The sequence below is a fragment of the Tersicoccus mangrovi genome (genome assembly GCF_036881825.1).
Taxonomy (GTDB): Bacteria; Actinomycetota; Actinomycetes; order Actinomycetales; family Micrococcaceae; genus Tersicoccus; species Tersicoccus mangrovi.
The window spans coordinates 436,977-449,680 of record NZ_JBAJMW010000004.1 but is presented as its reverse complement, the minus strand read 5'-3'; the positions used below and the strand labels follow the sequence as shown (position 1 = coordinate 449,680).

The 12,704-nt window shown below is 73.2% G+C and carries 13 protein-coding genes; all 13 read left to right on the top strand.

The annotated features are described in order from the left end of the window. The first annotated feature begins 121 nt into the window (after window positions 1-121). The 13 genes from ftsW to V6N00_RS10485 all read left to right on the top strand — a co-directional run bounded on the left by ftsW (window position 122) and on the right by V6N00_RS10485 (window position 12,697). Window positions 122-1,453: a putative lipid II flippase FtsW gene (gene ftsW, locus V6N00_RS10545; protein WP_334232252.1), complete on the top strand. Its 1,332-nt coding sequence runs from the start codon at window positions 122-124 to the stop codon at window positions 1,451-1,453. Further along, complete coding sequence (gene murG / locus V6N00_RS10540; protein WP_334232162.1) at window positions 1,453-2,577, top strand: undecaprenyldiphospho-muramoylpentapeptide beta-N-acetylglucosaminyltransferase; 1,125 nt, start codon at window positions 1,453-1,455, stop codon at window positions 2,575-2,577. Before ftsW ends, murG begins: the two co-directional genes overlap by 1 nt. Before the next feature lie 77 nt (window positions 2,578-2,654). Next, entirely contained in the window at window positions 2,655-4,079 is a 1,425-nt protein-coding gene (gene murC / locus V6N00_RS10535) for a UDP-N-acetylmuramate--L-alanine ligase (RefSeq protein ID WP_334232249.1), read from the top strand. Beyond that, window positions 4,072-4,944, top strand: a complete 873-nt coding sequence (locus tag V6N00_RS10530) for a cell division protein FtsQ/DivIB (protein ID WP_334232161.1) — start codon at window positions 4,072-4,074, stop codon at window positions 4,942-4,944. Before murC ends, V6N00_RS10530 begins: the two co-directional genes overlap by 8 nt. A gap of 300 nt (window positions 4,945-5,244) precedes the next feature. Continuing rightward, on the top strand, window positions 5,245-6,642 hold the full coding sequence (gene ftsZ, locus V6N00_RS10525; RefSeq protein ID WP_334232159.1) for a cell division protein FtsZ: 1,398 nt from the start codon (window positions 5,245-5,247) through the stop codon (window positions 6,640-6,642). A 7-nt stretch (window positions 6,643-6,649) separates the two neighbouring features. Then, entirely contained in the window at window positions 6,650-7,357 is a 708-nt protein-coding gene (locus tag V6N00_RS10520) for a purine nucleoside phosphorylase YfiH/LACC1 family protein (protein ID WP_334232157.1), read from the top strand. Beyond that, entirely contained in the window at window positions 7,354-8,166 is an 813-nt protein-coding gene (locus V6N00_RS10515) for a YggS family pyridoxal phosphate enzyme (protein WP_334232155.1), read from the top strand. Before V6N00_RS10520 ends, V6N00_RS10515 begins: the two co-directional genes overlap by 4 nt. A 119-nt stretch (window positions 8,167-8,285) precedes the next feature. Further along, complete coding sequence (locus V6N00_RS10510) at window positions 8,286-8,792, top strand: cell division protein SepF (protein ID WP_334232154.1); 507 nt, start codon at window positions 8,286-8,288, stop codon at window positions 8,790-8,792. A gap of 106 nt (window positions 8,793-8,898) precedes the next feature. After that, window positions 8,899-9,198 carry a YggT family protein gene (locus V6N00_RS10505; RefSeq protein WP_334232152.1) on the top strand — a complete coding sequence of 100 codons (300 nt, stop codon included), beginning with the start codon at window positions 8,899-8,901 and terminating at the stop codon, window positions 9,196-9,198. A gap of 235 nt (window positions 9,199-9,433) precedes the next feature. Beyond that, window positions 9,434-10,345 carry a DivIVA domain-containing protein gene (locus V6N00_RS10500; RefSeq protein WP_334232150.1) on the top strand — a complete coding sequence of 304 codons (912 nt, stop codon included), beginning with the start codon at window positions 9,434-9,436 and terminating at the stop codon, window positions 10,343-10,345. A 187-nt stretch (window positions 10,346-10,532) separates the two neighbouring features. Next, on the top strand, window positions 10,533-11,237 hold the full coding sequence (gene lspA, locus V6N00_RS10495; RefSeq protein ID WP_334232149.1) for a signal peptidase II: 705 nt from the start codon (window positions 10,533-10,535) through the stop codon (window positions 11,235-11,237). Beyond that, window positions 11,234-12,172, top strand: a complete 939-nt coding sequence (locus tag V6N00_RS10490; RefSeq protein WP_334232147.1) for an RluA family pseudouridine synthase — start codon at window positions 11,234-11,236, stop codon at window positions 12,170-12,172. The genes lspA and V6N00_RS10490 overlap by 4 nt, the downstream gene beginning before the upstream one ends. Before the next feature lie 9 nt (window positions 12,173-12,181). Then, window positions 12,182-12,697, top strand: a complete 516-nt coding sequence (locus V6N00_RS10485) for a hypothetical protein (RefSeq protein WP_334232145.1) — start codon at window positions 12,182-12,184, stop codon at window positions 12,695-12,697. Window positions 12,698-12,704 lie beyond the last annotated feature (7 nt).

Genomic DNA, 12,704 nt, shown 5'->3' with positions numbered 1-12,704 from the left:
CGACCGACCGGCACCAGGACGACGGCGGTCGAACCGCCCGCCCCCGGGTCGAGGTGCTCGCCCGTCCGGCCGGGACGACGAGACCGGTCCCCTCGCTGCAGACAGGAGTTCCCCCGTGGTCATGACGCCCCCGCGTCCCCAGACCCCTCGAGCCGGGTCCGCCACCGCCGTCCGGCCGTCCGGCTCCCGGCCGGCATCGGCCCCGGCGCCGCGCGTCCCCCGGTCGACCCTGTTCCGGCTCATCGCCGGCGTGTGGGCGAGGATCGAGGACCGGGATCAGCGGTCGGGCAACTCGAGCTACTACCTGATCCTCGGCGCGACGATCGCACTGACCGCGGTCGGGCTGCTCATGGTGCTCTCCTCGTCCGCGGTCGAGGCGATCGCCGAGGAGGGTTCCTCCTACGCGCTGTTCATCAAGCAGGGCATGTTCGGCGTGGGCGGCCTGGCCCTCATGTTCATCCTGAGCCGGCTGCCCGTGCGGACCATCAAGCTGCTCGCGTGGCCGACCGTCGGATTCGCCGTGCTGCTGCTCCTCGCGATCTTCACCCCCCTCGGGTACGAGGTGAACGGCAACCGCAGCTGGCTGCGGCTCGGTGGCCTCACCGCGCAGCCCTCGGAGGCGGCCAAGTTCGCGCTCTGCGTGTGGATGCCGCTCATCCTCGCCCGCAAGGGCGCCCTGCTCGGCCAGCTCAAGCACGCGCTCATCCCCGTGCTGCCCGTCGCCGGCATCATCATCGGGCTCGTCGTCCTCCAGCACGACCTCGGCACCTCGCTGCTGCTGACGCTCATCGTGATCGCGACCCTGTTCTTCTCGGGCGTGCCGAAGCGGCTCTTCCTCGTCGCCGGTCTCGTCGCCGCGGCCGGCGCCATCGTCATGGCGCTCGGCAGCGGTAACCGCATGTGCCGCATCACCGGCTGGCTCGGCGACGGCCAGTGCGTCGGCATCAACGACCAGGCCAACGCGGGTCTGGGCGCCCTCGCCTCGGGCGGCTGGTGGGGCGTCGGCCTCGGCCAGAGCCGGCAGAAGTGGTTCTACATCCCCGAGGCCCACAACGACTTCATCTTCTCGATCATCGGGGAGGAGCTCGGCCTCGTCGGCACCATCGTCGTCCTGTGCCTCTTCGGCATCCTCGCGATCGCGATCCTCCGCGTCATCATGCGGCACACCGACCCGTTCGTCCGGATCACCTCCGGCGCGATCCTCACCTGGATCCTCGGGCAGGCGTTCGTCAACATCGCGATGGTCACCGGCCTGCTGCCCGTCATCGGCGTGCCGCTGCCGTTCATCTCCTACGGCGGCTCGTCGCTGCTGGTGGTGCTGTGCGGCATCGGCGTCGTGCTCTCCTTCGCCCGGACCCGCCCGACGCCGCGGCGCGCCGGTTCCGGCCTCGGCCGCCCGTCGCTGCTCGCCCGCGACGGCGAACCCGCCTTCACCGGACGGGGGCGCGCCTGATGACCGGCCCGAGCATCGTCCTGGGTGGCGGCGGCACCGCCGGCCACGTGTCCCCTCTGCTGGCCATCGCCGACGCGATCCGCGCCACCCGGCCCGACGCCGACCTCGTCGCCGTCGGCACGCCCACCGGCATGGAGACCCGGCTCGTGCCCGCCGCCGGGTACCGGCTGGCGACCATCGAACGCGTGCCGATGCCCCGCTCGCTCTCCGCGGACCTGCTGCGGCTGCCCACCCGCCTCGCGAAGGCGGTGCGGCAGGCCGGCGAGATCCTCGACCGGGCGCACGCCGACGCCGTCGTCGGTGTCGGCGGCTACGTGTGCACCCCGCTGTACCTGGCGGCCCGACGCCGGGGGGTGCCCATCGTCATCCACGAGGCCAACGTCACCGCGGGCCTGGCCAACCGGGTCGGCGCGCGATTCGCCACGACCGTCGCGACCGCCTTCAGCCAGACGAAGCTGCCGCACGCGAAGCTCGTCGGCATGCCGATGAACCGGGCCATCGCGGACCTGGACCGCTCCGCCGCCCGGGCTGCCGCCCGCGCCCGGTTCGGCATCGACCCGGACGCGCGCCTGCTCGCCGTCACCGGCGGCTCCTCCGGCGCGGCGTCCCTGAACCGAGCCCTGATCGCGGCGCTGCCGGCGCTGGCCGAGGCCGGGATCAGCGTGCTTCACGTGACGGGGCGGGGCAAGCGGATGGAGTCCGCCCCCGGCGTGCCCGTCACCGCGGAGCACTACACGCAGGTCGAGTACGTCGACGGCATGGCCGACCTGTACGCGGCCGCCGACCTGCTCGTCGCCCGCGCCGGCGCCGGCACGGTCAGCGAGGTCGCCGCCGTCGGGCTGCCCGCCGTCTTCGTCCCGCTGCCGCACGGCAACGGCGAGCAGGCGCTGAACGCGCGCTTCCTCGTCGACGCCGGTGCCGCCCTGATCGTGCGGGACCCCGAGTTCACCGCCGACTGGATCGGCGCCCACGTGCCCGAGCTGCTGCACGACGACGCGCGGCTCTCCGGCATGGCCGCTGCCGCCGCCGAACGCGGCATCCGCGACGCCGACCGGACCATGGCGGCGCTGGTGCTCGAGGCCGCCGCGCAGCACGCGAACCACACGACCGGGGGCGCCCGGTGAGCGATTCCACGACGGCCCGTCCCGACGCGCTGGCGCGGCTGGGCCGTGTCCACCTCATCGGGATCGGCGGCGCCGGCATGTCCGCCGTCGCCCGGATCCTGCTCGCCCGCGGGGTGCCGGTCAGCGGGTCCGACGGGCGGGAGTCCGCCGTCCTGGCCGCCCTGCGGGACCTCGGCGCGACCGTGCACGTGGGCCACGACGCGGCGCACGTGGCCGACGTCGACACCGTCGTCGTCTCGACCGCGATCCGACCCACCAACCCCGAGCTGGCCGCGGCCCGCGCCGCGGGGGTCACCGTCCTGCACCGGTCCGAGGCCCTCGCCGCCGCGATGACCGGGACCGACGTCGTCGCCGTCGCCGGCACGCACGGCAAGACCACGACGACCGCGATGACCACCGTGCTGCTGCGCGAGACCGGCCGCGACCCGTCCTTCGCCATCGGCGGTGACGTCTCCGCCCTCGGCGTGAACGCCGCCCACGGGACGGGCGGTATCTTCGTGGCCGAGGCGGACGAGTCCGACGGGTCGTTCCTGAACTACGACCCGCACGTGGCCGTGGTGACGAACATCGAGCCGGACCACCTCGACCACTACGGCACCGCCGAGGCCGTGCACGCCGCGTTCGCGGACTTCGCCGCCCTGCTCGGCCCCGACGACACCCTCATCGCCTGCCGCGACGACGCCGGGTCCGCCGACCTGGCCGCCGCCGTGCGGTCCGGCGCCGTCTCCCGGGCGGGCGCGCCGACCGTGCTGACCTACGGCACCAGTGTCGTCACCGACCCGGAGCACGACGCGCTGATCGAGGACGTCGTGCCTGCGGGCGCCGGCAGCCACAGCCGCATCACCCTGCCCGGCGGCGTGAGCACCGAGCTGACCCTGCGCGTGCCGGGGGAGCACAACGTCCGCAACGCCGCGGCGGCCCTGCTCGCCGGCACCGCCCTCGGCGTCGACCCGGGGGAGGGGAGCGCCGCGCTCGGCACCTTCACCGGCGCTGGCCGCCGCTTCGAGTACCGGGGCGCCTCACCCGACGGCACCGTCCGCGTGTTCGACGACTACGCCCACCACCCCACCGAGGTCGCGGCCGCGCTGGCGGCCGCCCGCTCGGTCGCCGGCACCGGAGCCGTGCACGTCGTCTTCCAGCCCCACCTGTTCTCCCGTACCCGCATCTTCGCCGCCGAGTTCGCCGCCGCGCTCGCCGCAGCCGACCGCGTCACCGTGCTGGACATCTACCCGGCCCGCGAGGAGCCCGAGCCGGGCGTCACGAGCGCCCTGATCACGGACCGGTTCGCTCCGGGCGACGCCGTCGTCCTCGAGTCCGACCCCGAGCGCGCCGTCCGGGCCGTGGCCGCCGCCGCCCGGCCGGGGGACCTGCTGCTGACCGTCGGCGCCGGCGACGTCACCGCGCTGGGCCCGCGCCTGGTGGACGCCCTGGCCGCCGCGGCCACGACCACCGTCGAACCGACCGACTCCACGACGCCCGCACCGGAGGCCGACCATGAGTGACCGCAGCCCGCGCGACCGGGACCGCGAGTCCGGCCCGTACCGCTCGGAGATCCGCGTCGGCTCGACCGGCAAGGTGAGCCTGCTCGAACCCGAACGGCCCAGCTCCGTGCTGCTCGAGGACCGCCCCGGCGCGGACGGGTCGACGGTGCTCGACTTCCCGCGCACCCACCGGCGTCACCGGCGCCGCGCCTGGCTGATCGGCGTCGCCGCGACGGTCGTCGTCGTCGCCGCCCTGATCGCCGTGCTCGTCTTCTCGCCGCTGCTCGCGATGCGCCACGTCAGCGTCGCCGGCAACCGACTGACCACGACCCGGGCCGTCACCGACGCGCTGTCGTCGCTGCAGGGCACCCCGCTGCCGCAGATCTCCCGCGACGAGGTGCGCAAGCGGCTCGCGTCGATGCCCGCCGTCGAGGACGTCTCCGTCGAGGCGCGTCCGCCGTCGACCCTCGCCGTGACCATCCACGAGCGCACTCCGGTGGCCATCCTCAAGGAGGGCGGCAACTACCTCCTGATCGACCAGAACGGCACCCAGCTCGCCACCGCCACGGACCGGTCGACGGTGTCGCTGCCGATCATCGACGGCGGCACCGCCGTCATCGGCAAGGACGTGTTCCGCGCCATCACCGCGGTGCTCGCCGCGCTGCCCGCGGACGTGCTCGCCAAGATGGAGCACGCCTCCGCGACCTCCGTCGACTCCGTGGCGCTGACCCTGCAGGACGGCAAGAAGGTCATCTGGGGCAACTCCTCCCAGCGCGAGCTCAAGGCCAAGGTGCTCGCGGCGCTGATCGCGCGCCCGCAGGATCCGGACACGCCGGCCGTGCAGGTCTACGACGTCAGCACCCCGTCGCGCCCCGTCACCCGCTGACCGGAAGTCGCGCCGCGCACCGATACCGGACACGCCGACGACGTTGTTTGCTCCCGGCGGGGCCACCGCCTACCGTTCTTCACGACGTCGTACTTGACATAACTCTAACCCTCAACCTGAGGGTTAAGGTCACGGACTTCGGCTTCGTGTCGCACTCGACCCCCGTGCGAGCATGGAGGCGCAGTCGTGGCCCTGAGCAGTTGAGGGACCTCACGCACCGGTGAGGGACCACCCGCAAGGCCAGGCACCGGACCGCAGCGTCCGGCACGGCGAGGAACGAACGAACAAGGGATCGAGAACGTGGCAGCACCTCAGAACTACCTGGCCGTCATCAAGGTCGTCGGTATCGGCGGCGGCGGAGTCAACGCCGTGAACCGGATGATCGAGGTGGGATTGCGCGGTGTCGAGTTCATCGCCATCAACACCGACGCGCAGGCCCTGCTGATGAGCGACGCCGACGTCAAGCTCGACGTCGGGCGGGAGCTGACCCGCGGCCTCGGTGCCGGCGCGGATCCGGAGGTCGGCCGCAAGGCCGCGGAGGACCACGCCGAGGAGATCGAGGAAGTCCTCAAGGGCGCCGACATGGTCTTCGTGACCGCCGGTGAGGGTGGTGGCACCGGCACAGGTGGCGCCCCGGTCGTCGCCCGCATCGCCCGCGGCCTCGGCGCCCTGACCATCGGCGTCGTCACCCGCCCCTTCACGTTCGAGGGCCGTCGCCGCTCCAACCAGGCCGAGTCCGGCATCGACACGCTTCGCGACGAGGTCGACACGCTCATCGTGATCCCGAACGACCGGCTGCTGTCCATCAGCGACCGCAACGTCTCCATGCTCGACGCGTTCCGTTCCGCCGACCAGGTGCTGCTCTCCGGTGTCCAGGGCATCACCGACCTGATCACGACCCCGGGTCTGATCAACCTCGACTTCGCCGACGTCAAGTCGGTCATGCAGGGTGCGGGCTCCGCCCTCATGGGCATCGGCTCGGCCCGCGGCGAGGACCGCGCGGTCAAGGCCGCCGAGCTGGCCATCGCCTCCCCGCTGCTGGAGGCCTCGATCGACGGCGCCTACGGCGTCCTGCTCTCCATCCAGGGTGGCTCCGACCTCGGCCTGTTCGAGATCAACGAGGCCGCCCGCCTGGTGCAGGAGGTCGCGCACCCGGAGGCCAACATCATCTTCGGCGCCGTGATCGACGACGCCCTCGGCGACGAGGCCCGCGTCACCGTCATCGCCGCCGGTTTCGACAGCCCGGACAACGACGACGACCGCGCCGCCTCCGCGGCCTACGCGGCCAGCCAGATCGGTGCCGGCGCAGGCCAGTCCCGCAGCGCCGGCCAGGGCGGCCAGGGTGGCCAGTCCCGTCCCGCCGGCGGCAACCGCCCGGCTCCCTCGCGTCCCTCGTCCCGTCCGGCCGCCCCCGAGCGTCCGGCCCCCGCGCCGAGCGGTCAGGGTGGTTACGGCCAGAACGGCTACGGCCAGGGCAACGGTTACCGTGACGGCGGCCAGGAGCCGGTTCCCGCCTACGCGCCGGACGGTGTCGGCTCGAACGGTTCCGGCTCGTCCGCCTCCGGCCAGAACGGCGCCGACCGATCGTCCTCGCGCGACGACGCGGGCTACGAGGAACTGCCGGCCGTCGTCGAGCCGGGCCCCGGTCAGGTCGGGCGCCGCGGTGACGACCTGGACGTGCCGGACTTCCTCAAGTAGTCCCGCCATGTTCCATCACCGCGAGCAGGTCGCGGCCGGCACCTGGATCGGGTTCACCGATGCCGGTGCCGGCAACCTGGCCAGCCGTCTCGGGGGCGACCCCGCGGCGGTGGCCCGGAACCGCGCCGCGCTGCTCGCGGAGATGGGCGTGACCCGCGGGTCACTGCGCTTCATGCACCAGGTGCACGGCACGGCCGTGCACCGCCTCGGCGTCACGGAGGCCCCGGGCGTGCCCGTCGCCGATGCGCTCGTCGACGCCGCCGGGGCGAGCGCCCTGGCCGTCCTCGTCGCCGACTGCGTACCGATCGTCATGGTCGCCGACCGGCCGGACGGCACGACGGCGACGGCGGTCGCCCACGCCGGCCGGCGCGGTGCCGCCGGCGGTATCGCGACCGCCACCGTGCGCGCGCTTCGTGCCGACGGCGGCGAGCGGATCCGTGCCTGGCTCGGCCCGGCCATCTGCGGCGCCTGCTACGAGGTGCCCGGCGACATGCGCGCCGAGGTCGACGCCGTGCTGCCGGGCTCGGCCTCGACGACCCGCGAGGGCACCGCCGGTCTCGACCTGCGCGCCGGGCTCGAGCGCCAGCTCAGGGAGGCCGGCGTCGAGGTGACCGTGGTGCCCGGGTGCACGCGGGAGACCGAGGACCTCTTCTCCTATCGCCGGGACCAGGCCACCGGCCGGACCGCGGGCCTGGTCTGGCACGTGGCGCCGTGACCTCGTCCCCGGACCCCTCGTCGTCGAGTCCAGACGAGCGCACCGGGGACCTGCGGGCCCGGCTCGCGGCGGTCGACGCCCGGATCGACCGGGCCACCGCCGACGCCGGCCGCGCGGATCGCCCCCACCTCATCGTCGTGACGAAGTTCTTCCCGGTCGAGGACGTCCTGCGCCTGGCCGGGCTCGGTGTGCGTGACGTGGGGGAGAACCGGGACCAGGAGGCCGCCGCGAAGGCGGCTGCCGCCACGGCGGCATCGAACGGCGCGGCAGCGAACAGCGCCGCATCGAGTGATGCAGGGGACCTGCGCTGGCACTTCATCGGCCAACTGCAGAGCAACAAGGCGAAGTCCGTGGTCCACTACGCCCGCAGCGTGCACTCGGTCGACCGTTCCTCGCTCGTCCGTGCGCTCGGCCGAGCCGTCGCCGACCACCGGCCGGCCGAGCTGGGGCCGCTGGCGTGCTGGGTGCAGGTGGACCTGGACGACGCTGCCGGTGGCGATCCCGACAGTGGTGCGACGGGGGGCCGGGGCGGCGCCGCGCCGGCCGACGTCGTGTCGCTGGCCGACGCGATCGCCGCCACGGACGGCTTGACCGTCGCGGGGGTCATGGCGGTCGCGCCGCGGGGCGCCGACCCCGACGCCGCCTTCGCCCGACTCGCCCGGATCGCGGCAGATCTGCGCGCCGCGCACCCGTCCGCGGACGGCATCTCGGCGGGCATGAGCGCGGACCTGGAGAGCGCCATCGCGCACGGGGCGACACACCTGCGTGTCGGCTCGGATGTTCTCGGCCCGCGTCCGGCCGTGGGGTAGCGTCCTAGACAGCAACCCACTCCAGCCCCCCAGCCCGGTGAAGACCGGGAACCACCGGGGACGGCGCCGACCGGAGCGGGTCCACGGATCGACGCGCACGACGCACAAGGGAGATGTTCATGGCCGGGACGATGCGGAAGGCAATGGTCTACCTCGGACTTGCCGACGGCGATGAGGACTACGACGCGCCTGCCCCGGTGCAGCGTCAGGAGACCGCCTACGAGCAGCCCGAGCGCGAGACGCGACGGGAAGCCCCGCGCCCCGTCCCCGGCAGCGACGACTACCGTGCGCCGGTCACGCCCATCAAGCGGGCCACGTCGTCTCGCGAGGAGAGCACCGAGTTGCACCAGATCACCACGGTCCACCCGCGCTCGTACAACGACGCGAAGGTCATCGGCGAGAGCTTCCGCGACGGCATCCCCGTCATCATGAACGTCACCGACATGGGGGAGTCCGACGCCAAGCGCCTGGTCGACTTCTCCGCCGGCCTCGTCTTCGGTCTGCACGGCAGCATCGAGCGGGTCACCAGCAAGGTCTTCCTGCTCACCCCGTCCTACGTCGAGGTCCTCGGCGAGGAGAAGAAGCCGCAGGACACCACCGCCGCGGGTTTCTTCAACCAGAGCTGAGCCTGTCGCGCGGAGCCGACCACCAGGGTGGACACCGGCTCCGCCCCGGCAGAGCCGGTAGACTCCACGCCACCGGTACGCGAGCAATGAGGGATGTGCGCCTGACGTGAGTCTGGTCTTCGGAGTGATCTGGGTCCTCCTGATGCTGTTCGTGGTGAGCCTGTTCATCCGCCTCGTGTACGACTGGGTGCAGATGTTCGCGCGCGGCTGGCGCCCCCAGGGTGCGGCCCTCGTGCTCGCCACGTTCATCTACACGGTGACCGACCCGCCGGTGAAGTGGCTGCGGCGCACGATCCCGCCGCTGCGGCTGGGAGCCGTCTCCCTCGACCTCGGGTTCCTCATCCTGCTACTCGTCACGGGCATCCTCATGAGCATCACCTCGGGTCTCGCCGCCTCCTTCGCCTGACGGGCCCGGCGGCGTCCCCGCCGTCGCCTCGACCGTCGTCCGTCCATCGCGTCGACCCGATCGACGGCGATCGACGATGTCCGCTCCGGCCCGTCGTGGCGGGCGCTTCCCGTCCGGTCCCTCGCGTACAGTGGTCAGATGGCCGCCGTGTCCACCGGGGGCCCGCTGCCACGCCCCCGGGCCGTCGCGGGCCGGGTCGACACGAGATCGAACATCGAACAAGTGAGGTGACCTGATGGCTCTGACGCCCGAGGACGTTGTCAACAAGCGTTTCCAGCCCACCAAGTTCCGCGAGGGCTACGACCAGGACGAGGTCGACGACTTCCTGGACGAGGTCGTCGTGGAACTGCGCCGGCTGAACCAGGAGAACGACGAGCTGCGCCAGCGCCTCGCCCGCCACGAGAGCGGTGCGAGCGGCGACGGCCACACGAGCATCCGACCCGCCACGGCCGGTGACGCCGCCGCGACGGGCACCCCCGCCGCGACCTCCGGGGCCGCGGCCCCGGCCACCGGCGAGTCCGGCACGGAGACCGCTGCGTCCCCGGCCGTGAGCGGCACGGACGCGACCGGCGACGCCGGCACCGCTGACCCGACGTCGAGCGATGCCGCGCACGCCACCGACACGGACAGCACGGACGCTCACAGCACCGATAGCCAGGGCGCCGACGCGCGCACCGACCAGTCGCGCACCGACGCCGTGGATGAGACCACGACGACCGGCACGCCGACCCCCGGGGTGGATGCCGCCGCCGACACCGCCGTCCCGGCCACCTCCGGCACTCCGGCCACGGCCGCCGCCGGCCTGACGTCCGCGCAGGGCACGACGCCGGCCGCCGACAACGCCGCCGGCCTGCTCGCCATGGCGCAGCGCATCCACGACGAGTACGTCAACTCGGGCATCGAGCAGCGCGACAGCATCATCGCCGAGGCGCAGAGCAAGGCGGAGTCCATGGTGAGCGACGCCGAGGCGCACCGCACCAAGACGCTGACCGACCTCGAGCACCAGAAGTCGGACCTCGAGCGCCAAGTCGAGCAGCTGCGCGGGTTCGAGCGCGACTACCGCTCGCGGCTGAAGGAGTACATCGAGTCCCAGCTGCACGACCTGCAGACCACCGGCTCCGTCGAGCATCGCTCCGACAACGCCTGAGCCGACTCTGCCTGATCCGGCATCCGGTCGCGATCGGCCGGTCGGGACGTCACGTCCCGACCGGCGGTCCGGCCGACCAGCACCCGGCGCGGCCGGTGCCGGGGCGGTCCGTCCGCCCCGCCATCGGCTGCGCCGTCTGCGCTTCCCCGGTCCGGATCCCACCATCACCACGAGGAACAGCAGCATCATGAACGACGGCGACGACGCCCGCACGACCGCTCCCGCACCGGAGGCGGCCACCCCGCCCGTGACGTCCGTCGCCGATGCCCCCGGCGAGCCCGGTGACACCGCGACACGCTCGTCGGCCGCCCCGTTGCGGCGGCGCCGCGCCGGATACGTCGTGCTGCTGCTCGCCTGCGCGGCCTTCGCCTGGGTGCTCGACCAGTCGACGAAGCTCTGGGTGCTCTCGACCATGACGGAGGGCCAGGTCACCCCCGTCCTGCCACCGCTGCTGCGCTGGCACTTCATCCGCAACTCCGGAGCGGCGTTCTCCTTCGGCGAGGGCCACACCTGGGTGTTCACCCTGATCATGGTCGCCGTCGCCCTCTTCGTCCTGACCGTGCTCGTCCGCCGGGTCGCCTCCTGGTGGTGGGCGATCGCGCTCGGCCTGCTGCTCGGCGGCACCCTCGGCAACCTCACCGACCGGCTGTTCCGGGATCCCGGCTTCGGGGTTGGCCACGTCATCGACTTCATCGCCCTGCCGAACTTCGCGATCTTCAACATGGCCGACTCGGCCATCGTCGGCGGCGTCATCACCCTGTGCGTGCTGACCCTGCTCAGCATCGGCATCTCGGGGCAGCGCGAGACCGCGAGGGAGAAGCGCACCGACCTCGACACCGACGCGACCGCCGCCGACACCACCGCCGAGGACGGCCCGGGACGGCTGCGGTGAGCGCCGACCTGACCCCGACCCCGGTCCGCATCCCGGCCGACGTCGACGCCGAACGGGCCGACGCCGTCGTCTCCGCCCTGCTCGGCATCTCCCGCTCCGCCGCTGCCGGCCTGTTCGCCGGCGGCCACATCCGCCGCGGCGGCCACCCCCTCGCCAAGTCGGACCGGCTCACGGGCGGCCAGACCATCGAGGTCACCGTGCCGGAGCGCGATGACGCCACGGCCATCCGGCCCGAGGCGATCGACACGATGGGCATCATCGCCGACACGGACGACTACGTCGTCGTCGACAAGCCTCCCGGCGTCGCGGCGCACCCCTCACCCGGCTGGGTCGGGCCCACCGTCGTCGGCGGCCTGGCCGCGGCCGGCTACCGGATCTCCACCTCGGGCGCGCCGGAGCGGGCGGGCATCGTCCACCGGCTCGACGTCGGCACCTCCGGCGTCATGGTCGTCGCCAAGACCGAGCACGCGTACACCCGGCTCAAGCGCGCGTTCAAGGAGCGCACGGTCGAGAAGGTGTATCACGCGCTCGTCCAGGGCCTGCCCGACCCCATGGCCGGGACCGTCGACGCGCCGATCGGCCGGCACCCGGGCCACGACTGGAAGTTCGCGGTCATCTCCGACGGGCGGCCGTCCGTCACCCACTACGAGACCCTCGAGGCGTTCGGCCGGGCCACCCTCCTCGAGGTGCACCTGGAGACGGGGCGCACCCACCAGATCCGCGTGCACGTCTCGGCCCTGCGCCATCCGTGCGTCGGCGACCTGACCTACGGGGCGGACCCGCGGCTCGCGGCCGAGCTCGGGCTGACCCGGCAGTGGCTGCACGCCCGCCGCCTCGGCTTCGAGGACCCGCGCACGGGTGAGCCGGTCAGCTTCGAGAGTCCCTACGCCCCCGACCTGCAGTACGCCCTGGACGCGCTCCGTGACCATCCCTGAGGTGACGCCGTGGCGTCGGTGAGCTTCGGGCTCAACCGACGACGCGTCCGCCGCCAGTTCGCGGTGGCGGTGCTCGTGTGCGCGGGCATCCTGGCGAGCTTCATCGTCCTCGCCCTGCTGCTGGGCGACGAACTCGCCGGGCCCGGGCACAGCTCGTTCCTCGTCATGGCGCTCGGCACGGGCATGTTCTTCTCCGCGATCGCCCTCATCGTGCTCGCCACGCGCCTGTTCGACCTGCGCAGCACCCCCGCGCGCGTCACCGTCGACACGCGCGGCATCTGGATGGGGGAGACCTACTACTCCTTCACGGACCTGCAGTCCGTCGCCGTCACCCCCTCCGACCGCGGCAGGCCCTCCCGGCGCCGCCTCGTCCTCACCCCGCTCGACGAGCACCGGGTCGTCTACCGCCTCGGCGCCACCGCGACCGACGAGACGATGGAGGCCGACTACCGGCAGTTCGTCCAGGTGCTCACGACCGCCGTCGCGGCGCACCCCAACCTGCCGCCCATCGCCTTCCTCGACTGAGCTCCAC